The sequence below is a fragment of the Flavobacterium aurantiibacter genome (assembly GCF_002251775.1).
GTDB classification, from domain to species: Bacteria; Bacteroidota; Bacteroidia; order Flavobacteriales; family Flavobacteriaceae; genus Flavobacterium; species Flavobacterium aurantiibacter.
Genome location: NZ_NOXX01000189.1, coordinates 1 through 21,792 on the forward strand (window position 1 = coordinate 1; position 21,792 = coordinate 21,792).

The 21,792-nt window shown below is 41.8% G+C and carries 20 protein-coding genes; 10 read left to right on the plus strand and 10 right to left on the minus strand.

Translation table 11 applies throughout. The annotated features are described in order from the left end of the window. The 4 genes from CHX27_RS15530 to CHX27_RS07170 all read left to right on the plus strand — a co-directional run. A partial coding sequence (locus CHX27_RS15530) for a hypothetical protein (RefSeq protein WP_165764458.1) occupies nt 1–285 on the plus strand: 285 nt, incomplete at its 5' end. A gap of 24 nt (nt 286–309) precedes the next feature. Then, a complete protein-coding gene (locus CHX27_RS07160; RefSeq protein WP_094486081.1) occupies nt 310–564 on the plus strand; it encodes a hypothetical protein in 255 nt (84 codons plus the stop codon). A 3-nt stretch (nt 565–567) separates the two neighbouring features. Next, a complete protein-coding gene (locus CHX27_RS07165; protein WP_094486082.1) occupies nt 568–1,206 on the plus strand; it encodes a zeta toxin family protein in 639 nt (212 codons plus the stop codon). A 232-nt stretch (nt 1,207–1,438) separates the two neighbouring features. Then, the gene (locus CHX27_RS07170; protein ID WP_094486083.1) at nt 1,439–2,440 is read left to right on the plus strand and encodes an NAD-dependent epimerase/dehydratase family protein; all 1,002 of its coding nucleotides are present in this window, start codon (nt 1,439–1,441) and stop codon (nt 2,438–2,440) included. Here the strand turns inward: CHX27_RS07170 and CHX27_RS07175 are convergent. The 3 genes from CHX27_RS07175 to CHX27_RS07185 are packed head-to-tail and all read right to left on the minus strand — an operon-like array spanning nt 2,437 to nt 4,873. After that, the gene (locus CHX27_RS07175; protein WP_094486084.1) at nt 2,437–2,805 is read right to left on the minus strand and encodes a DUF4296 domain-containing protein; all 369 of its coding nucleotides are present in this window, start codon (nt 2,803–2,805) and stop codon (nt 2,437–2,439) included. The genes CHX27_RS07170 and CHX27_RS07175 overlap by 4 nt on opposite strands. A 1-nt stretch (nt 2,806) precedes the next feature. Further along, entirely contained in the window at nt 2,807–4,147 is a 1,341-nt protein-coding gene (locus tag CHX27_RS07180) for a dihydroorotase (RefSeq protein ID WP_094486085.1), read from the minus strand. Between the two features lie 3 nt (nt 4,148–4,150). Beyond that, nucleotides 4,151–4,873 (minus strand): polyprenol monophosphomannose synthase, encoded by a 723-nt coding sequence (locus tag CHX27_RS07185; RefSeq protein ID WP_094486112.1) that lies wholly within the window; start codon nt 4,871–4,873, stop codon nt 4,151–4,153. A 78-nt stretch (nt 4,874–4,951) separates the two neighbouring features. On the opposite strand from CHX27_RS07185, the gene CHX27_RS07190 reads away from it, so the two are divergent. Both CHX27_RS07190 and CHX27_RS07195 read left to right on the plus strand, forming a co-directional pair. After that, entirely contained in the window at nt 4,952–5,638 is a 687-nt protein-coding gene (locus tag CHX27_RS07190; protein ID WP_243388972.1) for a DUF4271 domain-containing protein, read from the plus strand. A 19-nt stretch (nt 5,639–5,657) separates the two neighbouring features. Then, on the plus strand, nt 5,658–6,407 hold the full coding sequence (locus CHX27_RS07195; protein WP_094486087.1) for a uroporphyrinogen-III synthase: 750 nt from the start codon (nt 5,658–5,660) through the stop codon (nt 6,405–6,407). 465 nt (nt 6,408–6,872) lie between these two features. Here CHX27_RS07195 and CHX27_RS07205 read toward each other — a convergent pair whose 3' ends face one another. Further along, entirely contained in the window at nt 6,873–9,929 is a 3,057-nt protein-coding gene (locus tag CHX27_RS07205; protein ID WP_094486089.1) for a DNA polymerase III subunit alpha, read from the minus strand. Then, nucleotides 9,929–11,080: a DNA polymerase IV gene (dinB, locus tag CHX27_RS07210; protein ID WP_094486113.1), complete on the minus strand. Its 1,152-nt coding sequence runs from the start codon at nt 11,078–11,080 to the stop codon at nt 9,929–9,931. Before dinB ends, CHX27_RS07205 begins: the two co-directional genes overlap by 1 nt. A gap of 87 nt (nt 11,081–11,167) precedes the next feature. On the opposite strand from dinB, the gene CHX27_RS07215 reads away from it, so the two are divergent. Continuing rightward, nucleotides 11,168–11,929 (plus strand): XRE family transcriptional regulator, encoded by a 762-nt coding sequence (locus tag CHX27_RS07215; protein WP_094486090.1) that lies wholly within the window; start codon nt 11,168–11,170, stop codon nt 11,927–11,929. 105 nt (nt 11,930–12,034) lie between these two features. On the opposite strand, the gene CHX27_RS15535 is transcribed toward CHX27_RS07215, so the two are convergent. Both CHX27_RS15535 and CHX27_RS07220 read right to left on the minus strand, forming a co-directional pair. After that, nucleotides 12,035–12,184 (minus strand): hypothetical protein, encoded by a 150-nt coding sequence (locus tag CHX27_RS15535; RefSeq protein ID WP_165764459.1) that lies wholly within the window; start codon nt 12,182–12,184, stop codon nt 12,035–12,037. 67 nt (nt 12,185–12,251) lie between these two features. Then, a complete protein-coding gene (locus tag CHX27_RS07220) occupies nt 12,252–13,760 on the minus strand; it encodes a GH3 auxin-responsive promoter family protein (protein WP_094486114.1) in 1,509 nt (502 codons plus the stop codon). A 114-nt stretch (nt 13,761–13,874) separates the two neighbouring features. On the opposite strand from CHX27_RS07220, the gene CHX27_RS07225 reads away from it, so the two are divergent. The 3 genes from CHX27_RS07225 to CHX27_RS07240 all read left to right on the plus strand — a co-directional run bounded on the left by CHX27_RS07225 (nt 13,875) and on the right by CHX27_RS07240 (nt 16,073). Further along, entirely contained in the window at nt 13,875–14,669 is a 795-nt protein-coding gene (locus CHX27_RS07225) for a DUF2797 domain-containing protein (protein ID WP_094486091.1), read from the plus strand. A 445-nt stretch (nt 14,670–15,114) separates the two neighbouring features. Beyond that, nucleotides 15,115–15,612 carry a type II RES/Xre toxin-antitoxin system antitoxin gene (gene parS, locus CHX27_RS07235; RefSeq protein WP_094486093.1) on the plus strand — a complete coding sequence of 166 codons (498 nt, stop codon included), beginning with the start codon at nt 15,115–15,117 and terminating at the stop codon, nt 15,610–15,612. A gap of 5 nt (nt 15,613–15,617) precedes the next feature. Continuing rightward, entirely contained in the window at nt 15,618–16,073 is a 456-nt protein-coding gene (locus tag CHX27_RS07240; protein ID WP_094486094.1) for an RES family NAD+ phosphorylase, read from the plus strand. Nucleotides 16,074–16,882: 809 nt separating this feature from the next. Here the strand turns inward: CHX27_RS07240 and CHX27_RS07255 are convergent. The 3 genes from CHX27_RS07255 to sppA form a co-directional block, all read right to left on the minus strand. Continuing rightward, nucleotides 16,883–17,251 carry a hypothetical protein gene (locus CHX27_RS07255; RefSeq protein ID WP_094486096.1) on the minus strand — a complete coding sequence of 123 codons (369 nt, stop codon included), beginning with the start codon at nt 17,249–17,251 and terminating at the stop codon, nt 16,883–16,885. A gap of 50 nt (nt 17,252–17,301) precedes the next feature. Next, a complete protein-coding gene (locus CHX27_RS07260; protein WP_094486097.1) occupies nt 17,302–19,860 on the minus strand; it encodes an AsmA family protein in 2,559 nt (852 codons plus the stop codon). 72 nt (nt 19,861–19,932) lie between these two features. Beyond that, nucleotides 19,933–21,696: a signal peptide peptidase SppA gene (gene sppA, locus CHX27_RS07265; RefSeq protein ID WP_094486098.1), complete on the minus strand. Its 1,764-nt coding sequence runs from the start codon at nt 21,694–21,696 to the stop codon at nt 19,933–19,935. Nucleotides 21,697–21,792: the final 96 nt, after the last annotated feature.

Consider the following 21,792-nt stretch of genomic DNA (forward strand, 5'->3'; position numbering starts at 1 on the left):
GTTCACCCTTTTACGTTTCATGTTCCCGGCTTAACCCACAATTCGCTGGAGCCTGAGCGTGTCGAAGGCAACATTGTGTACATCGTGAAAAACATGGCGCAACATTGTGCTCCAGTATTAAGCTCGGAAAAGCTGGGTACAACCGCAACAACCGTTCGTGCTCCCGTACGTAGTTTCAAAGAACATTTCTGTGCCCTGAATCCACAAAAGCCGATGCTTGCTTATGGTGTAAATCCGAAAAACTTTAATATCCGTTTTGAGATTAAATATTTTAGAAACTCTTAAAACTAAAATTTGTATATTTGAGTTATGGCAATTAAAAGAATCGTATCAAATAGGAATAGTATCGTAGTCAAGAAATTACGAGAACAGAAGCTTCGAGCTGGACTTCCTTTTATGATAAATGTTGATGAGCTTTCTTCTAACCAATGCTATTTAGAATATCCAAATGGAATAATAAAATTAGTATCTGTCGTTCCGACTTCTAGAGATATTAATGTCATTAAGGAATTAAGTCCTTTTGAAGCAAACAACTTAAGAAAGCGTCTTAAATTTTCAAATTAAGTAATGCCTAAATTAATAATCATTACTGGCTCTAATGGTGCTGGGAAATCTTCTATTGGTCCCGAGTATATTCCCGGTAAATTAAAAGATTCCATATTCGATGGAGACAAGATGTTCATAGAAAAAAGAAGCGAGATTTGGGCAAGTGGAGTACGCTCTTTTAATGAATGTAAAAACCGAGCATTTGAAATAGTAGTCGAAACTTTTGAGAAATTAGTTGAAGAGTCAATTGCAAGAAATTTAGATTTTGCCTATGAAGGACATTTTACAAACGAAGCCACATGGGATGTTCCTAAAAAATTTAAAAACGCAGGCTATAAAATCCATCTCATTTTTTTTGGACTTACCGACGCAGCTTTATCTCAAACTCGTGTCATTATGCGAGCCCATGAAGGAGGACATTATGTCGATCCTTTTACTGTTCAATCAAATTATTATGGAAATTTAGAGAAGATTGATAAATACTTTTCACTTTTTGACAGTGTTCGCATATTTGACACTTCGGGTGTGGAACATATTGAACTTGCTAAACTTAAGCAAGGTGTTCCATATTCAGCTATCCCTTCAAATGAACTACCATCTTGGTTCGCTGAAAATTTAACGGAAATCACCAGGGCGATAATAAAAGCTGAAGAAAAGTAGTGTTTCCTTTGCCTAGTGATCATTACAAAAATGAGTTTGAAAAATATCTCAGACTAGCTTAAATGTTGAGAAAACAATAACACCCGCCCAAACTCCTCAACCTAATTCCAAACGGGCATTTCTTTTCACGGCATCCGCAAAAGCGCCAGCAAGCACAAACCGGAATTCATTTTCCTAAAAAGCAAAACGCAAGCGTACAAAACTATTGCGCTAAAACTCGTATTTTTACGCTATGAAAATTGTCGTTGGCGGAACGGGCTTTGTAGGAACGCATTTGCTGTTAGCACTAACAGCCCGCGAACAGCAAGTTGTTGCCACGTACCGCAAGTCGGATAAGATTACACGCGTTAAAGCCTTGTTTGCACACGAGAACCGCCAGGCCGATTTCGAGAAAATAAGTTGGCGCTACGCCGATGTAACCGACATCCCAAGTTTAGAATTAGCCTTAACCGACATAACCACACTCTACAACTGCTCCGGATTTGTGAGTTTTGAACCGAAAGATTACCAAAAGTTACTGAAAATCAATATCGAAGGAACGGCCAATTTGGTAAACTGTGCCTTGCATTTGGGTATAGAAACCTTCATTCACGTGAGCAGTATCGCCGCTTTAGGTGCTATGCCGCTGCCTGACTTACCTATTAACGAAGAAGCCGAATGGAATCGGGAGCTCAAAAACAGCGATTACTCCATTTCTAAATACGGTGCCGAAATCGAAGTTTGGCGCGGCGAACAGGAAGGTTTGCGCGTATTAATCGTAAATCCCGGTGTAATTTTAGGAATTGGTTTCGGCAACAATTCGGGCCGTTTGCTCACAAAATTTGCGACCCAAAACACCTACGGATTTCCTCCGGGAACCACTGCTTTTGTCTCGGTTACCGATGTGGTTGCTGCCTTACTCGAACTCGAAGCAAAACAACTGTTCGGAAAACGATTTATACTGAGCGCCGGAAACTACAGTGTGTTCGAAATCGGCAATAAAATCCGAGCAGCAGCAAGATTGGCGACAGTCAACAAACAGCTTTCTGCCGGCATGCTCTGGACCGCTTCGGTACTCGAATATCTGCCTGCTTTGTTTGGTTTAAAACGCCGACGCTTGAGTTTTGCTATGGTACGTTCGGCCCTAAGCCTCGATCAGTACAGCAACGACAGTGTACGAGAACAGCTCGGCTTTACCTTCGAAAACATAGACACTACGGTGGCTACTATGACCGAATTTTACAGCAAAAACTAAGATTTTGGTTTCGGAAGCGGCTTTTGAGGCACTTCTTTCAAGCTTTCTTTCTGTTCTTCCAGTTTAGCTTTTACTTCTTCAAAAATCTTCTTGTACTTTTTGATGTTTTGCGCGTAGTAATAATCGCTGTCCTCGAATTGCTTTTTCGTAACCTGGTGTTTTTTGAAAACCGATTCTGGCAAAACGATGTTTTCTTCCGCTAATTTTCCCGGCATGCTGTTATCAATGGCCTGATAAACCTGCATATCGTAGTAAATTTCTACCATATCCTCTTCGTCGATGAGGTTTTCAGGTTCCGGAACAGAACTCGATTGGCATCCATACAGCCACGTACCCAGCAATAAAACAATAACGAGTTTTTTCATATTAGCGATCAAACAATAAGCGACTACCCAAACCGGCTTCTAAAATCTTGAAGTTTTTGTACACCAGATTTCCGTTCACAAAAGTATGCGTTATTCGCGATTTAAAAGTTTGTCCTTCAAAAGGCGACCAACCGCAGCTGGCCAAAACGTTTTCGCGTTTCACGGTCCACGGTGAGCCGATATCTACCAAAGCTAAATCGGCCGCATAGCCTTCGCGAATAAAACCCCGATTTCTGATTTTGAACAGAATAGCCGGATTGTGCGCCATTTTTTCAACGATTTTTTCAATCGATATTTTTCCTTGATGATAGGCTTCAAACATCGCAACAACGGCATGCTGTACGAGCGGTCCGCCAGAAGGTGCCGAGGTATAGAGTTGCGATTTTTCTTCCAAAGTATGCGGCGCATGATCGGTGGCAATAACGTCGATAGTGTCGTCGAGCAAGGCTTTCCACAGCGCATCGCGATCGGCAGCCGTTTTCACCGCCGGATTCCATTTAATGAAATTGCCTTTAGTGTCGTAATCTTCTTCCGAAAACCACAAATGATGAATACATACTTCAGCAGTAACTTTCTTTTCAGCAAGCGGAATTTTATTGGTAAAAAGTTCCATTTCTTTAGCTGTACTGAGGTGGAACACATGCAGTCGTGCGCCCGTTTTTTGCGCTAGAGCAACGGTTTTTGAAGAAGAGAGGTAACAGGCTTCTTCGCTGCGAATGAGGTGGTGGTATTTTACGGGAATATCGTCGCCGTACATTTCTTTGTACTGTGCGAGATTTCGTTTTATGGTTCCTTCGTCTTCGCAGTGTGTGGCGATGAGCAAAGGAGTTGAAGAAAAGATACGTTCCAGCGCCACATCGTCGTCTACCAGCATGTTTCCAGTGGAAGATCCCAGAAATAATTTGAGTCCGGCTACTTTTTCGGAGTCGGTTCGTAAAATTTCTTCGAGGTTGTTGTTGGTTCCGCCGAGCATAAACGAGTAGTTTGCAATCGACGTTTCGGCGGCACGAGCATATTTTTGTTCGAGAATTTCGTGCGTAACGGCGTTGGGAACGGTGTTGGGTTGTTCGATAAACGAAGTGATCCCGCCGGCAACTGCTGCGCGCGATTCGGTAAATAAATTGCCTTTGTGCGTTAATCCGGGTTCTCTAAAATGAACCTGATCGTCGATGGCACCTGGGATGAGGTAGTTTCCTCCCGCATCGATAATTTTTGTGGAAGCGGTTTTTGCAGAGATGGACGGTCCGATTTCCGCGATTAAACCACCTTCGATAAGCAAATCGCCTTCCAGGATACGTCCTTCGTTAACGATTCTTGCATTCTTGATAAGTGTTGTGTTCATGGTTTACAAGCGGTTAAACAAGTGTCTGATTCTAAGTTTTATAACGCCAAATACGGCTTCTTTTATGATGGAGCCACTCATTTTTGACACGCCGTTTGCGCGATCGGTGAAAATGATTGGAACTTCGGTTATTTTAAAATTTTTGCAATACGCGCGGTATTTCATTTCGATTTGAAAGGCGTAGCCCACAAATTTGATGCGATTGAAATCGATTTTCTCGAGCACCGCAGCTTTGTAACACATAAAGCCCGCCGTGGCGTCTCTGATGGTCATGCCGGTTATGAAACGCACGTACATCGAGGCAAAGTAGCTCAGCAATACCCGACTCAACGGCCAGTTTACGACATTTACACCGGTGATGTAACGCGAGCCAATTACCACGTCTGAACCTTCGCGTGCTGCTTTATAAAGATACTGCAGATCGTTCGGATTATGCGAAAAATCGGCGTCCATTTCAAAAATGTACTCGTATTTATGTTGCAACGCCCATTTAAAACCGTGTACATAGGCTGTGCCGAGTCCGGCTTTTCCTTGTCGGGATTCTAAAAATAAGTTGTCTGGATATTCTTGTTGCAGCGTACGAACAGCGTTGGCGGTTCCGTCGGGCGAATTATCATCGACAATCAGTACATGAAAGGATTCGGGTAGGTTTAAAACAGCCCGAATAATCGGATGGATGTTTTCGATTTCGTTGTATGTCGGTATAATTACGAGAGCCGCCGGCATTTGTTTCAAGTTACGCGGCAAAAATAAACGATTTGTTCGGGCATAATCATAATAATTTGATAATAAACGAAGCTTTAAATGATGTACTTTTGCGGCATGATAGCGGCTGTAGTATTTCAAGAGCGCGTTTTAGCTGCCAAAGACTGGGTTACCTTAGTCTTTTTGTTGTGCTTGATTTTAATTACAGTAGTAAAAACCAACTTTTCGGGTCGATTTTCCGACTTTTTAAAGCTGTTGGTGAACGACAAATACCTAAAAATTTACCGAGATCCGTCGAACTTGATGAACTGGTTTACGATAGCCTTGTTTGTAGTTCAGTTGTTGTCGATCAGTTATTTTATACAACTTTGCTTAAGCTACTTTGGCTTGGCTTCGCGTTACGATTACCTGATGTTCATTCGGTTGTTCACGTTGTTGAGTGTGTTTGTTTTGGGCAAGTTCCTTACGGAGAAAATCATTGGTGCGGCATTTAACATCGATGAAATTGTAGACGGCTTTAACTTGCAAAAAGTGAGTTACCGGACCTATCTCGGATTGTTATTGCTTCCGGTAAACATCGTTTTGTTCTACTTTGATAATTTTACAAATACAGTCATTTACATTGTTTTGGGCTTGTTTATCGCAATAAACGTGCTTACGTACTTCAATTCTTTGAAGATTTATCAAAACGTATTGAGCCGAAAAGTGTTTTATTTTATTTTGTATCTTTGCGCTCTTGAAATAGCGCCCTATTTTTTTATTTATTCTTGGTTTATAAGAAGTTAAAATTTACAAATTTTCTAGTATGAAAGTGAAGACAATTTTGGTCTCTCAGCCTGAGCCTAAGGTAGAAAATTCCCCTTATTTTGAGCTTCAGCAAAAGTTAAAAGTAAAGATTGACTTCAGGCCTTTTATTCATGTTGAAGGTGTTAGTGCAAAGGATGTTCGTTTGCAGAAAATTGACCTCAACAATTACACAGCAATCATTTTGACGAGTAAAAATTCGGTAGATCACTTTTTCCGTGTTGCCGAAGAAATGCGATATAAAATTCCAGAAACGCTCAAGTATTTCTGCCAGTCGGAAGCCATTGCGTATTACTTACAGAAGTACGTGGTGTACCGCAAGCGAAAAATTTATGTGGGTCAGAAGGATTTTGTGGACATGTCGCCTTTGATTAAGAAATATAAAGACGAGAAGTTCTTGTTGCCCGCTTCAGATCAGTTGAATGCCGATGCTCCGCAGGTTTTAAACAGTTTGAAAGTAGATTGGACACAAGCCACGTTCTACAAAACAGTAATGAGCGATTTGTCGGATTTGGCCGATGTATACTACGATGTACTGGCGTTTTTTAGTCCGACGGGAATTAAATCGTTGTTTAAGAACTTCCCGGATTTCGAACAAAACAACACGCGTATTGCCGTTTTCGGATCGACTACCCAAAAAGAAGCTTTGGATCACGGTTTGCGTGTCGACATTATGGCACCATCGCCAGAAGCACCTTCGATGACGATGGCTTTGGAAAAGTACATTACCAAAGTTAACAAAGAGAAATAATAGCACGCCCGGCCAATCGCCGGGTTTTTTTATGCGCGGGAACGAACGCCGGTAACGTTTTTCGCGTTAGGTGGCGGCGCGTAAATTAAAATGCCAAATAGCTATTGAGGCTTGGCGTGTTGTTTTGCTTACATCAATTTTTTTTTGGAATGATTTATTGGTTTTGCGTTTAAACGGCGACCAACGGAAGCCCGTTTACTGCCTAGCCGAAAAGCGATTTGGCGTTTTTATTGCAGCAAGCAACCGGCGGCGGCTGTTTCGGTTTTTCCAGTGAATGAGCCGCCGAAACGCCCAAATTAAAAAAATAAGCGTTAGCGTTATAGTTGATGAGAGTAATTGAAATTTGCGAGTGTTTATTTTTATTAAATGATTGATTTACAATTATATTACACGAGGTAATATTGCAATATTACAAATGGAAAATAACAAAGTCGAATCTGCGCCTTTTCAAACGATTTGCAGCGCTTAAATCTTCATCCGTTGTCTCGGTAAATTAATTTCGTGTTCCTGCGGATAGGGTTTTCGGTGTGTGAGGCTCACGTCTTCGCGCATGTTTTGCTGCGTTGTGTACGCTCGGGAATTGCTTGCCGAAAAGCGCGGATCGGGAATAAACGGCATCTTGGCCATTTTTTGAACGGTGATGGTGGGAAAATGGTAGTCGACTTCCACAAAGCCCAACAACAAATAGCAGCCGCCGCCTTGAAACGGGTATTTTTGCAGGCAATCGGCAAAATGTGCCGTATCGAAAAAAGTACCTTCTACATCGATCCAAGTTCCGAAATACATCGACCCCAATTTGGTCGGAACGTGTTTTCGAGAAACCAGATACGCCAACATGCGCACCGTTTTTTTGTGGTAGGCGTTCAGATCGCGCGCCAGCACATCGCCTCTGTACTTGGTTTTCAGTAAGTCAAACGGACTACAAGACACCGGAAAGTTGAGCAGTTCGATCTCGTCGAAGGCGTCTTCAAAAACACTGCGCGGCAAGTCCGGAAGTTTAAAAGGCTTGATGGGCTCGGCAAGAAGTTTCCAGTTGCGGTCTTCCGGTTTGAAGTTCACTAAGATCATGCGTGCCCGGATAAGCAACTCGTTTTTTGAAAGTCCGGTGAAGCGAAATGCCCCAATAAATAGGAGAATTTGTAGGTTTTCGATGCCGATGGGAACGCGTTCGATAAAATTTTCGAGCGATTGAAACGGACCAAACTGCGCGCGATTTTCAACGATATCGGCCGCCACTTTAGCGTGTAAACCTTCCAAGTGCATAAAGCCCAAGTACACCACTTTTCCGTAAACGGTGGTTTGAATTTCGCTGTTGTTCACGCAGGGATTTTCGATTTGCGCTCCCGCCATTCGGGCTTCGTGCACATATACTTCGGTGCGGTAAAAACCGCCCTGGTTGTTGATTACGGCTACCATAAACTCGATCGGAAAGTAGGCTTTGAGGTACAAACTTTGGTAACTTTCGACCGCGTACGAAGCCGAGTGTGCCTTGCAAAACGAGTAGCCGGCGAAAGATTCGATTTGTCGGTAAATCTCTTTGCTCAACTCCAGCGGATGTCCTTGTTTGGCACAGCATTCAAAAAAATGGTCTTTTACTTTTTGCAACGCTGCCTTCGAACGTCCTTTTCCGCTCATGGCTCGGCGCAGCACATCGCCGTCGGTAGCAGGTAAACCGCCGTAGTGTAACGCAATCTTGATCACGTCTTCTTGATACACCATAATGCCGTACGTTTCGCCGAGCTGCTGTTCGAAAACCGGATGAAAGTACTCGAACTTGTCGGGAAAATTGTGTCGGAAAATGTACTCTTTCATCATCCCCGATTGGGCAACTCCCGGGCGAATGATCGACGAAGCTGCGACGAGCGTTTTGTAGTTGTCGCACTTGAGTCGGCGCAGTAACCCACGCATAGCCGGGCTTTCGATATAAAAGCAGCCGATAGTTTGGCCGCGACTCAAAAATTCGTTGGCTTTTGCTTCGTTTTTCGACAAGCGCGTATCTCGGATGTTTACCGTAATGCCTTGGTTTTTGGCAATTAACTTCACCGAATCGTCGATGTGTCCGATGCCGCGCTGACTCAAAATATCGAATTTATCGAAGCCCACATCTTCGGCGATATGCATGTCGAATTGTACAATTGGAAAACCTTTGGGCGGCCGTTCCAAAATGCTGTAGTTGGTGATGGGTTCTTCGGAAATCAAAATACCGCAGGCGTGCATGCTGCGTTGGTTGGGGTATTTTTCGAGTAAGGTTCCGAATTCGTGCACCAGTTGCACTACCTGATTTTTATCGTGTACCGTAAGCGGATGCGTAGCCAGGAAATCGAGTTCTTCTTTCGGAAGGCCGTACACTTTTCCGACTTCTCGAATAATTGAACGGTATTTGAATTCGACATTGGTTCCGCAAAACGCCACATGATTGGGGCCGTATTTTTCGAAGATGTATTCGAGAATCGTATCGCGTTCCTTCCACGACCAATCGATGTCGAAATCGGGCGGTGTTTTCCGATTCAAATTCAGGAAACGTTCGAAGTACAAATCGAGTTCAATGGGACAGATGTCTGTAATTCCGAGGCAGTAACTCACAATACTGTTGGCTCCGCTGCCGCGACCAATGTGCAGAAAACCCCGACTGTTGCTGAATTGTACGATGTCCCACGTAATGAGAAAATAGCCGTTGAAGTTCAGCTCGTCGATTACTTTTAGTTCTTTTTCGACTCGTGCTTGTGCCGCTTCATGCTTAGCGCCGTAGCGTTTTTCCAGACCTTCGTAGGCGAGTTTTCGCAACAGTTGCGCATCACTTTCTTTGCTTCCGGTGAAGTTTTGCTTGTTTTTAGGTGTTCTGAATTCGAATTCGAACTGGCAAGCCGATAAAATTTTGTACGTATTTGCCACGAGTTCGGGATAATCGGCGAAGTAGCGTTCTAAACGTGTCGGTTGCACGAGTTGTTCGGAAAAGTGTGCGTGATCTTGCGGTTGCAGTTTCGAACGCAAGGTGTTTAGATCGATGGCGCGGAGTATGCAATGCAGTTCGTATTCGGTTTTATTTCGGAACGTTACCGGTTGCAGCACTACGGCTCGACTGCTCAAAAAACCGCGATCGTATTTATAACACTGTGAAATTTGCGAAGGTTTGAAGCCTAGAAACTCGAAATCGCGCAGGGTTTCGGGTTGGTTTTCGAGCGGATAAATCACAAAAACGTTCTTAAACTCCGGCGCGCTGTCGGGAATTTCGATGTTGTTGAGATTGCAATGCGTTATAAACCGATTGATTTCGGTAAGTCCGGTAGTGTTTTGTGCTAATGCAATGAATTTAAGTTGGTGATTTGCTCGACACTCGACACCAACTACCGCTTGGATTCCGGCCTGATCGCACGCTTTTTTGAAGTCGTAAATACCTGTAATGGTGTTGATGTCGGTTAGTGCCAAAGCTTTAACGCCTTGTTTTACGGCAAGGTTTACCAATTCTTCCAGCGGAATAGTTCCGTAGCGAAGGCTGTAAAACGAGTGGCAATTGAGGTACATTACAAATTGTCTTTAAGGATGGTTTCGGCCCGACCTACAGCTTTAAATCCGAATCGGAGTTTGATTTTGTCCATGGCTTGGTAAAGCGCCAACATTTCGAGCGTATCTTCAAAAAGATTGATTTGATAATTGCCGTGCACCAAACCTTTTAAGTTTACGCCGAGCATACGAACACGCATGCGCCGTTGGTAATTTTTTTCGAAGAGTTCGTGCGCCGTTTTAATGATTACGTGGTCGGCAGCGGTGTAAGGCAGAGACGCTTGCCGGGTTTCGGTATCAAAATTGGCGTATTTGATTTTCACGACCACACACGAAGTAAGCCACTGCTCGGTACGCAATTGGTGTGCTAACTTTTCGCACATCGCGGTAAGCAAAGACCGCATGGCTTTTACATCGATGCTGTCTTGTTCAAACGTGCGTTCGGTGGAAAGCGATTTGCGTTCGCGATAGGGTTCCACCGGATTGTAATCGATGCCGTTGGCTTTTTTCCAAAGTTCGATGCCGTTTTTTCCGATGAGTTGCTGCAAGACTTCCACGGGCATTTCTGCTAAGGTTTTGATGTTTCGAACACCAATTCGCGACAACAATTGGTAAGTAACATCGCCCAACATCGGAATTTTTTGAATGGGAAGCGGATCGAGAAAGCTACGCACATCGGACTGAGGAATTTGGATTTTCCCCTTGGGCTTGGCTTGTCCGGTTCCGATTTTGGAAACGGTTTTGTTTATGGAAAGTGCAAAACTAATTGGCAAACCGGTTTCGCGAACAATTTTTTGCGCAAGCTCGGTGGTCCATTTATACGAACCGTAAAAACGATCCATTCCGGTAATGTCGAGGTAATGTTCGTCGATGCTGGCCTTTTCGAAAAGTGGCGCTTCTTCCTCTATAATTTGAGTGACTTCTCGGGAAAGTTTGGAGTACAATTCCATGTCGCCACGAATTACTTTTGCATCCGGACACAGTTTAAGTGCCATTCGCATGGGCATGGCCGAACGCACACCAAACTTCCGCGCTTCATACGAACAAGAAGCCACCACACCGCGGTCTCCACCGCCCACAATTAACGGAATATTAGCAAGTTGGCTGTTGTTTCGTTTCTCACAAGAGACAAAAAATTCGTCTAAATCCATATGTACAATTGCTCGTTCTATCATAACCCTTCTTTTTTGTACCGAACAAAATTAATACGATTTGTAGCAAACTTTTGTATATTTGTTGCTATAAATTATCTCAATTTTATGACCCTTTTCGGAGACAACATTCGTCACTTACGCATCAAGAAAAACTTGTCGCAAGACAAGGTTGCGCAAGCATTGTTCATTACCCGCGGCAGATACGCTAAATACGAAGAAGGAAAAGCAGAACCGCCTTACGATGTGCTCAGGCGTATTGCTGCTTTGTACAACATTAGCATTGATTTACTGCTGGCGCTCGACGTGAAGAAGGTGGACATTGAGTCGTTGATTAAGCTCGACGACAATAAAATTGTTTTGCCCATTACGGTCGATTCGTTCGGAAGAAACAGCATCGAGTTGGTGTCGCATCGGGCACGAGCGGGCTATTTGAGTGGCTACAGCGATCCGGAATACATTGAGAGTTTACCGCAAATTTCGATTCCGTTTTTGGGTCCCGGGAAATATCGGGCGTTCCCGATTTCGGGCGATTCCATGCCGCCGCACAACGACAATACGTATGTAATTGGGCGCTATATCGATAATTTGGGCGAAATCAGAAAAGGGAAAACGTATATCGTGGTTACCGCCAACGAAGGAATTACTTACAAACGCTTAGCCGACAAGGAAGACGACAGCATTACTGTGGCTTCAGATAACGTTATTTACGCGCCGTATAAAATCAAGCTTTCCGAAATTATTCAAATTTGGGAATTCGGTTGCAGCATAACTACCAAAGAAGCCATTCCCGACGATCTTTCGAACGTGAATTTAAAAGAAGTGTTGCTCGATTTGCGAAAGGATATCAAGCAATTGAAGAAGAGCTAAATGCCGAATTTGCGCGACTTGAAATTTCGTTTGCACGCAACCTCGAGTCGCAAACCCAAAACAGGCACCCGGTTAGATTCATAAAAAAACCCGGACAAGCCGGGATTATTCTGAAACTTTCGTTTTTTGTGAAACCTCTTGATAAGGTGAACCGTCGGGAGTCTGACAATACCTGTTCTTACAACTCCATCCACTTCTGCCGCAGCTGCTAACCCCAATAGCAATAACTGCGATAATCAAACCTTTGCGTAGCATTTATTTTAATTTTCCACTAAGGTACGCCGTCGGTTGCGCACTAGCTTATAAAATCGATATACTGCACTTAAAGTTCCATGAGTTGCTCAATATAGCCTCTGTGGTTCGATAATCTTGGGATTTTATGTTGTCCACCCAGCTTGTCTTGTGCTTTCAGCCAATCGTAAAACAAGTTCTTACGCGCTTGGTGAATCACCGGCGGATTTAACGTCATATTCATATTTCGCTTGGCTTCGTAATCCGAGTTAAGCGATTTCAACGTATCGTCGAGTAACAAACAAAAAGCGTTGAAATCGGTTGGTTCTGCTCGAAATTCAATAATCCATTCATGAGCACCTTTCGATTTTCCGTCCATAAAAATCGGCGCCACCGTGTAATCAACTACTTCAGCACTCGTTCCTTTACAAGCCGCAGCAATAGCGCGATCCGAGTTTTCTACAATCAATTCTTCACCAAAAACATTAATGTGGTGTTTGGTGCGCCCCGTTACGCGAACTTTATACGGATTCACCGATGTAAAACGAACCGTGTCGCCAATTTGATAACGCCATAAACCTGAATTCGTGGTAATTACCATCGCGTAGTTTTTATCTACTTCCACTTCCCACAGCGGAACAATCGTAGCTTCGGCAGTTCCAAAATCCGACATCGGAATAAACTCGTAAAAAATTCCGTAGTCGAGCATCAAAAGCAAATCCTGCGAATTATTCAAATCTTGAATGGCAAAAAATCCTTCGCTGGCGTTATAAATTTCGTAATACTGAAAGGAATTCGACGGAATTAAATTGCGATACGGAACCCGATACGGATCAAAACTCACACCGCCGTGGAAATACACTTCTAAATTCGGCCAAATTTCCAGCAAGTTGCTTTTGCCGGTTGTTTCCAAAACGCGATGCAACAAAACCATCATCCAACTCGGAACACCGGCCAAACTCGTTACATTTTCATTAATCGTTTCGTTTACAATGGCCGGTAACTTACTTTCCCAGTCGCTCATTAACGAAATTCGGTTGCTCGGAGTCGAACTAAATTCCGCCCAAAACGGCATGTTTTCAATAAGTATCGCCGATAAATCACCAAAAAACGTATTGTTGCTTTCGTACAATTCCTTACTTCCGCCTAAGCGTAAACTTTTACCTACAAATAGCTGCGAATCTTCGTTGTTGTTCAAATACAAACACAATAAATCTTTTCCCGCTTTGTAATGACAGTTCTCGAGCGCTTCGTTCGACACCGGAATAAATTTGCTTTTGGCATTGGTAGTACCGCTCGATTTCGCAAACCATTTTATCGGAGTTGGCCAAAAAACATTGTGTGCTCCCTGCCGACATTGCTCGATTTCCGGCTCGAAATCTTCGTATTGCACCACCGGAACCTGACGTGCAAATTGCGCATAACTTTTTATAGAACCAAAACCGTATTTCTTCCCTAAAACCGTGTGTTCGGCAGTTCGAACCAACGAAAGCAAAAGCTCTTCTTGAACTTCGTGCGGATACTTGATAAACAATTCAATCTGGTGAATGCGCTTTTTGAGAATCCACGAGGCAACAGAATTGATAATAGGTAAGGGCATAGGGCTCTGGGTTAAAAAAGCAACAACAGTATTATTGCTTTCAAGGCTTTCAAAAATAAAAAAAAATGTCAACTTTGCTTGCAATCACAACAGCAATCCAACAAACGCTAAGCTATGCTTTATCGAGGAACTTTGCAGAAAATGCAAACCGAATTTTCTAATCCTATAAACTACTATTTGGTTTTCGAATCCGATTTTTTGCAACTCAATTCGCAATTGGGCAAGTCGTTGTCCATCAAGTTTGTAGGTTTTCAATGCCTGAATTGCGGAAAAGCCAAACGCATTTTTCGCCAAGGTTTTTGCTACGATTGTTTTGTTGCGGCGCCGGCTGCGGGCGATTGGATCATGCGCCCAGAGCTCTCCAAAGCGCATTTGGGTATTGCCGATCGTGATTTATCCTACGAACAAAAGGTGCAATTACAACCTCATGTCGTATATCTGGCAGCTTCCTCAAGCGTAAAAGTGGGCGTAACGCGCAAGTCGCAAGTACCCACACGCTGGATCGATCAAGGTGCGTCGGCAGCAATGTCTCTGCTTGAAGTCCCCAATCGATACTTGGCAGGAATTTGCGAAGTTGCCCTCAAAACCGCTTTTTCCGACAAAACCAATTGGCGAAAAATGTTGCAAAACGATGTGGCCGACATTTCCTTACCCGATTTCGCAGCGCAGGCCTTATCGCTCATTCCCGCAGAAGCGCAGGCGTTCATCAACAACACGTCTACAGAAGTTACGCAATTGCACTATCCGGTTTTGAAGTATCCCGAAAAGCTGCAATCGCAAAGTTTAGAAAAAACGCCACAAATCGAAGGCGTTCTCAGCGGAATAAAAGGGCAGTATCTGCTTTTCGAAAACGGCAATGTCTTCAATGTGCGCAGCAACGAAGGTTACGTAGTGGAAATCGAAATTTAATTCAGCGTATTTTTTTGGGCGGCATCTCGCGCTTTACACTGCAAGGCGCGTCGCCAAAAAACGTTTCAACCGCGCGTTGTTGGGGCTTCCGTTGGTCGCCGCTACAACTCGGGTTTCAAGCGCTTTTCGGCGCCACGGCTTTTCGTTTCAATCGCGGCCGCGGCAAGCGTTACCGGCGTGTCGTACTTTCTTTTGCGAAAAATTTTTAAAAATTCCGAGTTTCATCAGTACTAAGTGTTTAAAAATCAAACTTTCGTAAATGCCAAAAAAACGACAAGTAATGACGACCTACTAGGAGTGTTCGCGTAAAGTAGGCAAACGCGTTGCGGTATTTCTTGAGTTAAATCCAATACTAAAAACAAGTGTACCATAAAAAGCACCATAAAACTTGCTATTTATATAACTAAAGTGTAAATTTATACTTCAATTTTAGAAAAAATACACTATGGCGATTAGACGAAAAGCGAGCGTAGTAAGCCCTAGATTGGCTGCTAGAAAAGTAACGGCTAAAGTAAGCCATCCTGCTTCAGTGTCGATAATTTACTCTGGAATGGAACAATCTGAAAATCAAATGACGCCATTTGAGAAGATGGAAAAATTACATCAAGGCATCAGTAAAGCGCATTTAGAGCGTCTTAAAGTCAGAACTGAACTAGATTATGATAAGTTGTCACACGTTTTGTCTGTAACACGATCAACTCTCATAAAGAAAAAAGGTGAGCAAAAATATAGCTTTGCGGTTGGAGAAAGAATATTAGATTTAGCCGACATCTATTCGTATGGATACAAAGTTTTTGAAGATGAAGTCAAATTTAGAGACTGGATGTTTAAACCAAATCACGCATTAGGAGGAAAAGCTCCCTACGATATATTAGATAATCAATTTGGAAGACAAGAAGTCAGAAATCTTATTGGGAGAATTGAGTACGGTGTTTATTCCTAGAGATTATGCTTGTATATAGATTAGGAAATACCCGATACAGCAATGAATTAATGGTGACAGGAGCAAAGTTATTTGGAGGTCGATGGAATAACGTGGGAACAGCCTGTCTTTACACAGCAGAATCTCGTGCTTTAGCCTTGCTTGAATATACTGTTAATGTTAATATATCAGATATACCTAAAATATTGAGTTTTACTGTAATTGAAATACCAGATACAAATATTCTAGAATTAGATATCCAGGTCTTGCCTCCGAATTGGAAAGATTTTCCTGCACCTTCTTCAACAAAAATATTTGGGACAAATTTGCTAAATACTGCTGATAAACCCATAATAAAAATACCTTCGACAATTGTTCAGCAGGAATATAATTATATTTTAAATCCTGAACATTCTGAAAGTCAGCTTTTTAAAATTGTAAACATTGAAGATTTTATCTACGACACTAGAATAAAATCATAAAAGCGCTATGAATAACAACTTTTTTGCCTAACACTATTTAAATTGCAGAATTCGAGTGTCTTATAATAAAGAACTTTGCACTTGATAGACAGTAATGGGCTCCAAAATCCAGCATTAGGCAATTCAGCTTTCCGGAGCAGTAGCTCAAATTTACTTTTGATTTTTTGGAATGTTGGATTTGTCCAAGACCATAGATTGTAGTTCGTTTCTTATGTTATTTATCAAGAGCATGGTAGGTAATAAGCTTAGAAAGAGTATAGAAGGGCAAAAGTTATGATTTTTGCATTGCTTTTCCATTCAAAAGAATACTTACTTTTGGAATTCTATAAAACGATATATGAAAACGCGGTCTTTAAGGATTGATGATTTTACTTTTGGCGAAACCGAGAAAATTCTTGCCAATATCAGTATATCTCGAAATACCTGCATCAACGAAGCAACTTCGCATTATTATAAAATACAACACAAAATATTCTAGAATTGAAACTTTGTGAAGAGTCTTCCTTAGTAAGAAATGATTCTGTGTATGTTTTGCATAATTATTAAAAAACAACAAGCATTAGTTAATAAGGGTAATATTACTGCTTTCTATATGAATATAAGGAGCTTAACTTTTATTCGTTGCTAAAACGTATAACCAATACGTAAATGCAAATCAGCTGCCGTTTCGCTTTCGCTTCGGTAAAATCGTCTTCCAATACCAAAACCAAGTTCATAATTGAAGTTCGTTTTCCCTATGTTTCTGCGAATGCCCCACTTAGGTATTACCGTTAGCTGTTGATTGATTGTTACATCAGCAACGTCGCTGATCAAAAACCAATCGGGATGAAACGAGCTTTTGATTCCAAAAAAGTTTCCAGAATATTTCTTGTTTGCTTTCCTTTTTCAGTGCGTTTCCCAAAATTGTAGTAATAGCGCGGCTCAGTAGTAAACACAGGAGCTAAAACAAAACCGTTGTCATCGTTGCTTATTCCGCCGAAAAAACCAGCATCTAAGCCTGCCTCAGCCCGAAGTATAAAGTTTTTTGTTACTGGAAATTCAGCGCCAACCCACATCCCTAAAAATCCGGTTTGAACCTGAAACAAGGTCTTTTGCGCCTCTTGTGCATGGCAGTTAATCGTCGAAAAAACGACGCCAGCTACTGCGCAAACAAAAGCAATCTTTCTAAATCTGGGCATTGGTTGTTAGTGTTTAAAAGCAACGCTAATCTAGTAATACTTTCAACAACTTACTCCTTTTTCTTCTTATTCAATAAACCGTTCAACAAATTTTTTGCTTTTGTCTTTGTAGAATTGGTCTTTGTAGTGTCTTTTTTATTTCCAGAAATTAAATTGTCTAAGGCTGTAGTACCTTTATCGATAAGCTTATCCTTTTGCTTTTTCACCAATTGATTCGTCAAATTCGTAACAGCAGCTTTCATGTCGGTACTTACCTTTGGTTTGCTAAAAGATCCGGTAAGAACGGTATTTATCGGTACGTTGTCCAACTTCGCCATGTCGGCAGGTGTAATTTTCGCTGCAAGTTTATTCAATTCCGAACCAAAATACTTAGCCGGAACATTCAATTTTAGGTCGTAGTTCATTACCTGATCAAAACCATGCGAACCACCAATAACCGCCGAAATATCTTGGTATTTTAAGTTGAATGGCTTGATATTTACCTTTCCGTTGGCAAACGATAAATTAGCTTTTACATCGTTGAGGTTAATTTTCGATACATCGATAAATTTCAACGAACTCGATAAACTAGTTAAAAAGCCGGCATTCTTTTCGTTAATAGTCGTCGATAAAAACTGTCCGAATAAATCGCCCGTAATCGTCGATAAAACGGGAGTCATTTCTTGTGCATCTAAAGCTCCTTTTAAATCGATCGTCGTATTAATTTTACCGTTTACAGCTCCCGCAATTGGCGCTAAATTCTTCATCATTTCCAATTGTGTGAACGTTTGGTTGATATCTACTTGATTCATTTTCAAAGCCATATCAAACAGTGGCTGTTTTGTTTTGGTAGAAACCGAACCGTTAGCACCAATCGATCCACCAAAAACATTGGTTTTGAAGTCTTTAATCTGAATTTTTTCGTCTTTAATAATTGCTGTAGCCGAATTATTGCGCAAGGTTAAATTGTCGTAATACAACGTATTGATTTTTGCCGAAATACTGCAATCTAAAAAGGCGGGAATTTTTAATTCCGATTTTGGTGCCGAAGCAGTTGTTGTGGCTGGTGTTGCCGACATAAAGTCGCTGGTGGATAACGAATTAGAGAAAAGTGTGAAATTTCCTTTCAAGTTCTTATTCGCGAAAGCGTAACCGTAAAAATCTTGAATCACTCCACTGGCACGCAAATCGGTTTTTCCCGTCGTCATTTCTAAATTCTCTAATTTTATTTGCGACGGATTAAAAGCTAAACTGCTGTTTTTGATGTAATATTTCTTTTTGTCTTCGGTCGTGTAGGTAAAACCGCTCAACGAAGCCGTACCGCTGCTCTTTACTTTTTCGTATTGTGCGTTTTGCACCGATGCCACATCAAATGCGGCTTGTAAATCGGCAGTAAGTATGCCACTTAAGGGCGTATCTAACTTTACCGGATACGCTTTTGCAAAATTACTTAAGTTGATTTTCCCTTTCACGGCAGCGTCTACCAATTGGTTTCCAGTTAAATTTTTCACTGTCGCTTTCGAGGAAAAAACATCCTGATCAATCTGAAAGTTAAACTGATTTATCGCCAAAAACGTGTCATCCACATTGCCGCTGTCGTTCTCAATTTTGGCATCAATTGAAATATTTTGTACCGATTTAGGCATCGATGCGTATTTAAACGATGCGCCATCGGTTTTCATTTCTACCGCGAATTTCGGAATTTCGGTTTCGCTCAAAACTCCTTTGGCAAATCCTTTTAGCACAAGCTTTCCTGAGGTCGAAACATCTTTTAAATTGCCGGAATATTTCTCAGGAATTAACGCGAGGAAGTTTACAAAATCGGATGTTAAGGTGCTGAAAGTAAGGTCGTAAATCTGTTGATTTTCTTTCATCGCCAACGATCCGTCGAAGTTCAATTCCAATTGGTTAATCTTAGCTTTGTTTTCTTTGAATTGATACACACTGTTTTTCAAATCCAAACCTAATACCGCATCAAGTCCGAAAGCCACATTGTTTAAATAGGTGTCTTTGTTCATTCCAGCGGTAATTTTTGCCGAAGTTTTGGTCTCTAAATCCAATTTTTCAGAGGCAAAGTCGCCAATTCCCGAATGATTTAAGCTATCTATCCTCGCGAAAACGCCCGAACGTTCGTCGGTGTAAGTGATTTTATAATTTTTGATTTCGTAATTATCTATTGATAAATTCAGTGGCTTGCTTTCTTTGTCATCTTTTTCACTTTCGTCTTTTAAAGCAATGTCAAAATTAGAAATACCGTCTTTGTTATAACGAATGTTCACTACGCCATTTTCTGTTGCAAAAGACTGAATAACAATCGGTTCGTTTTCTGATTTGAACAATTCGGAAATCGACATCTTTAAAGAAATTTCACCGACAGAGACCAGCGTATCGCCTTGAAACGGCGCTTTATTGATGATTTTAAAATCGGTTAGGCGTACCGATGCATTCGGAAAATTCCGCAACAGCGATAAATCGACATCACTAAAATTCACATCCGCAGCAACCGATTCGTTTATCGATTTTTTTACTTTTTCAATGATTTGTTCTTTAAAAAGTATCGGCGCACTAAAAAGCAAGATGATTAAAATCAGTAGCGTTATACCCGTAATTTTCAGAATTTTCTTCAGCATAAAATTTCTTTTAAATGTCAATTATAGCGCAATGGCGTTTGTCGCAGTATTATTTTCGTTAAAAGGTCAAAATTAATTGAACTTTACTTCATAAGGTAAACGCAATTGGATGCCTTTTTGTTTTGTAAGCTTGCGGTAGTTTTGATAAACTTGATATTCTTGCTCACCCAATTCGCTTCTTAGCAAATCTTCTTTAGCTTTAGCAACACCAAATGCGCCAAACATGTCTTCGATCGTTTTATCGAATTCGGGATAATTTCGAACCTTATACTCGCTGATTTTCGCCAGTTTCGCAGCTTCCTTTAACGCCAATGGCATACCGCCAAGTGCATCGACTAAACCGTTTTCTTTAGCTTGAACTCCCGACCAAACACGTCCTTGCCCAATGGCATCTACGGCTGTTTTACTCATTTTTCGACCGTCGGCTACACGTGTGATAAAGGTATCGTACACAAATTCAATTTGTTTTTGGTAATAACTGCGCATTTGTGCATTCATCGGCGTGAAAACGCTATAACTCGCCGATTGGGCGTGCGTACTTACTTGTTCGGCATCAATTCCTGCTTTATCTGCCAAATTACTCATGTTGGGAAGCAGGCCAAAAACGCCGATAGAACCTGTAATGGTATTGGGTTCGGCTATAATTTTATTGGCGCCACAGGCAATGTAATATCCACCGCTAGCCGCATAGTTGCCCATAGAAACCACTACTGGTTTTACTTTCTTGGTGAGTGCAATTTCGCGCCAGATAAGTTCCGAAGTCGTGGCATCGCCGCCCGGACTATCCACTCGCAAAACAACCGCTTTTACGTTTTCGTCTTCTCGTGCTTCGCGCAAAGCTCTGCGTACGGCACCATCGCCAATTTGGTTTACATCACCTTCACCGGGTAAAATATCACCTTGGGCGTAAATTACCGCGATCACATCGTCACTGTTAACTGATTTTGGTGTGTTCGTTACTGAGAACGCATAATCGGCAAGCGATACCTTATTGATTTCTTCGTCTTTTTGTACGTCGAGTTTCTTTTTGAGCATATCGGTGTATTGATCTTCGTAAATAAGTTGATCTACCAATTTGTTACGGAGCGCGTCAGTAGCAAAGGTACCACCTAAACTGTCGGCAATTCGATCTAAATCCGTGTTTGTAATTTTACGCGATTGTATTATTTCAGTAGCCATCGTTCCCCAAATCGATTGCAACATTTCGGTCAATTGTTCTCGGTTGGCCTCGCTCATTTTGTTGTCGAGAAAAGGTTCCACAGCACTTTTGTATTTTCCGTGGCGAATAACCTCAAAGTTAAAACCGCTTTTTTCTTGAAAATCTTTAAAGAACAGCACTTCTGTGGAAAGTCCGCGTAAGTCGACAGAACCGACTGGATTCAAATAAACGCCCTGAGCAGCCGAACTTAAGTAGTAATCTTTTTGGTCGTAGTTGGTGCTGTATGCGTACACAAATTTTCCGGACTTGCGGAATTCTACCAACGCATCTCGCAAGGCTTTTGTTTGCGCCATACCTAGAGCCGATTTCGTATTTAACAACGAAATACCCGCAATTTTATCATCATCTGCCGCTGCTGCAATCGCTTCTAAAGCCTCGCTTACGCCCACGCGATTTTTCCCAGCAAATAGAGTTACCAACGGATCGGAGTATTTGCCCACGTAATCAGTTGAAAAGTCTGATAGATCTATTTCGAGAACACTGTTTTCTTTTACGCTAACAACACCCTCATCGGAGCTTCCGAAGACGGCACCGATCACTAAAAAGCTAAAGAAAAGCAGTATGAAGAAGGCAAATATGCCCACAAGAGTAGCTAAAACATTACTTAGAAATTTCATCAATCCTTTGTTTTTACTATTAGATGATTTTTTGCTGCTGCTGTTACAATTTTACGGCAAAATAGCTCAAATTGTCCAACGGGTTTTATGTAATTT

Coding starts and splice junctions, on each gene's coding strand:
- CHX27_RS07160 (WP_094486081.1), top strand. CDS start 310: ATGGCAATTAAAAGAATCGTATCAAATAGGAATAGTATCGTAGTCAAG.
- CHX27_RS07165 (WP_094486082.1), top strand. CDS start 568: ATGCCTAAATTAATAATCATTACTGGCTCTAATGGTGCTGGGAAATCT.
- CHX27_RS07170 (WP_094486083.1), top strand. CDS start 1,439: ATGAAAATTGTCGTTGGCGGAACGGGCTTTGTAGGAACGCATTTGCTG.
- CHX27_RS07175 (WP_094486084.1), bottom strand. CDS start 2,805: ATGAAAAAACTCGTTATTGTTTTATTGCTGGGTACGTGGCTGTATGGA.
- CHX27_RS07180 (WP_094486085.1), bottom strand. CDS start 4,147: ATGAACACAACACTTATCAAGAATGCAAGAATCGTTAACGAAGGACGT.
- CHX27_RS07185 (WP_094486112.1), bottom strand. CDS start 4,873: ATGCCGGCGGCTCTCGTAATTATACCGACATACAACGAAATCGAAAAC.
- CHX27_RS07190 (WP_243388972.1), top strand. CDS start 4,952: ATGATGTACTTTTGCGGCATGATAGCGGCTGTAGTATTTCAAGAGCGC.
- CHX27_RS07195 (WP_094486087.1), top strand. CDS start 5,658: ATGAAAGTGAAGACAATTTTGGTCTCTCAGCCTGAGCCTAAGGTAGAA.
- CHX27_RS07205 (WP_094486089.1), bottom strand. CDS start 9,929: ATGTACCTCAATTGCCACTCGTTTTACAGCCTTCGCTACGGAACTATT.
- CHX27_RS07215 (WP_094486090.1), top strand. CDS start 11,168: ATGACCCTTTTCGGAGACAACATTCGTCACTTACGCATCAAGAAAAAC.
- CHX27_RS15535 (WP_165764459.1), bottom strand. CDS start 12,184: ATGCTACGCAAAGGTTTGATTATCGCAGTTATTGCTATTGGGGTTAGC.
- CHX27_RS07220 (WP_094486114.1), bottom strand. CDS start 13,760: ATGCCCTTACCTATTATCAATTCTGTTGCCTCGTGGATTCTCAAAAAG.
- CHX27_RS07225 (WP_094486091.1), top strand. CDS start 13,875: ATGCTTTATCGAGGAACTTTGCAGAAAATGCAAACCGAATTTTCTAAT.
- parS (WP_094486093.1), top strand. CDS start 15,115: ATGGCGATTAGACGAAAAGCGAGCGTAGTAAGCCCTAGATTGGCTGCT.
- CHX27_RS07240 (WP_094486094.1), top strand. CDS start 15,618: ATGCTTGTATATAGATTAGGAAATACCCGATACAGCAATGAATTAATG.
- CHX27_RS07255 (WP_094486096.1), bottom strand. CDS start 17,251: ATGCCCAGATTTAGAAAGATTGCTTTTGTTTGCGCAGTAGCTGGCGTC.
- CHX27_RS07260 (WP_094486097.1), bottom strand. CDS start 19,860: ATGCTGAAGAAAATTCTGAAAATTACGGGTATAACGCTACTGATTTTA.
- sppA (WP_094486098.1), bottom strand. CDS start 21,696: ATGAAATTTCTAAGTAATGTTTTAGCTACTCTTGTGGGCATATTTGCC.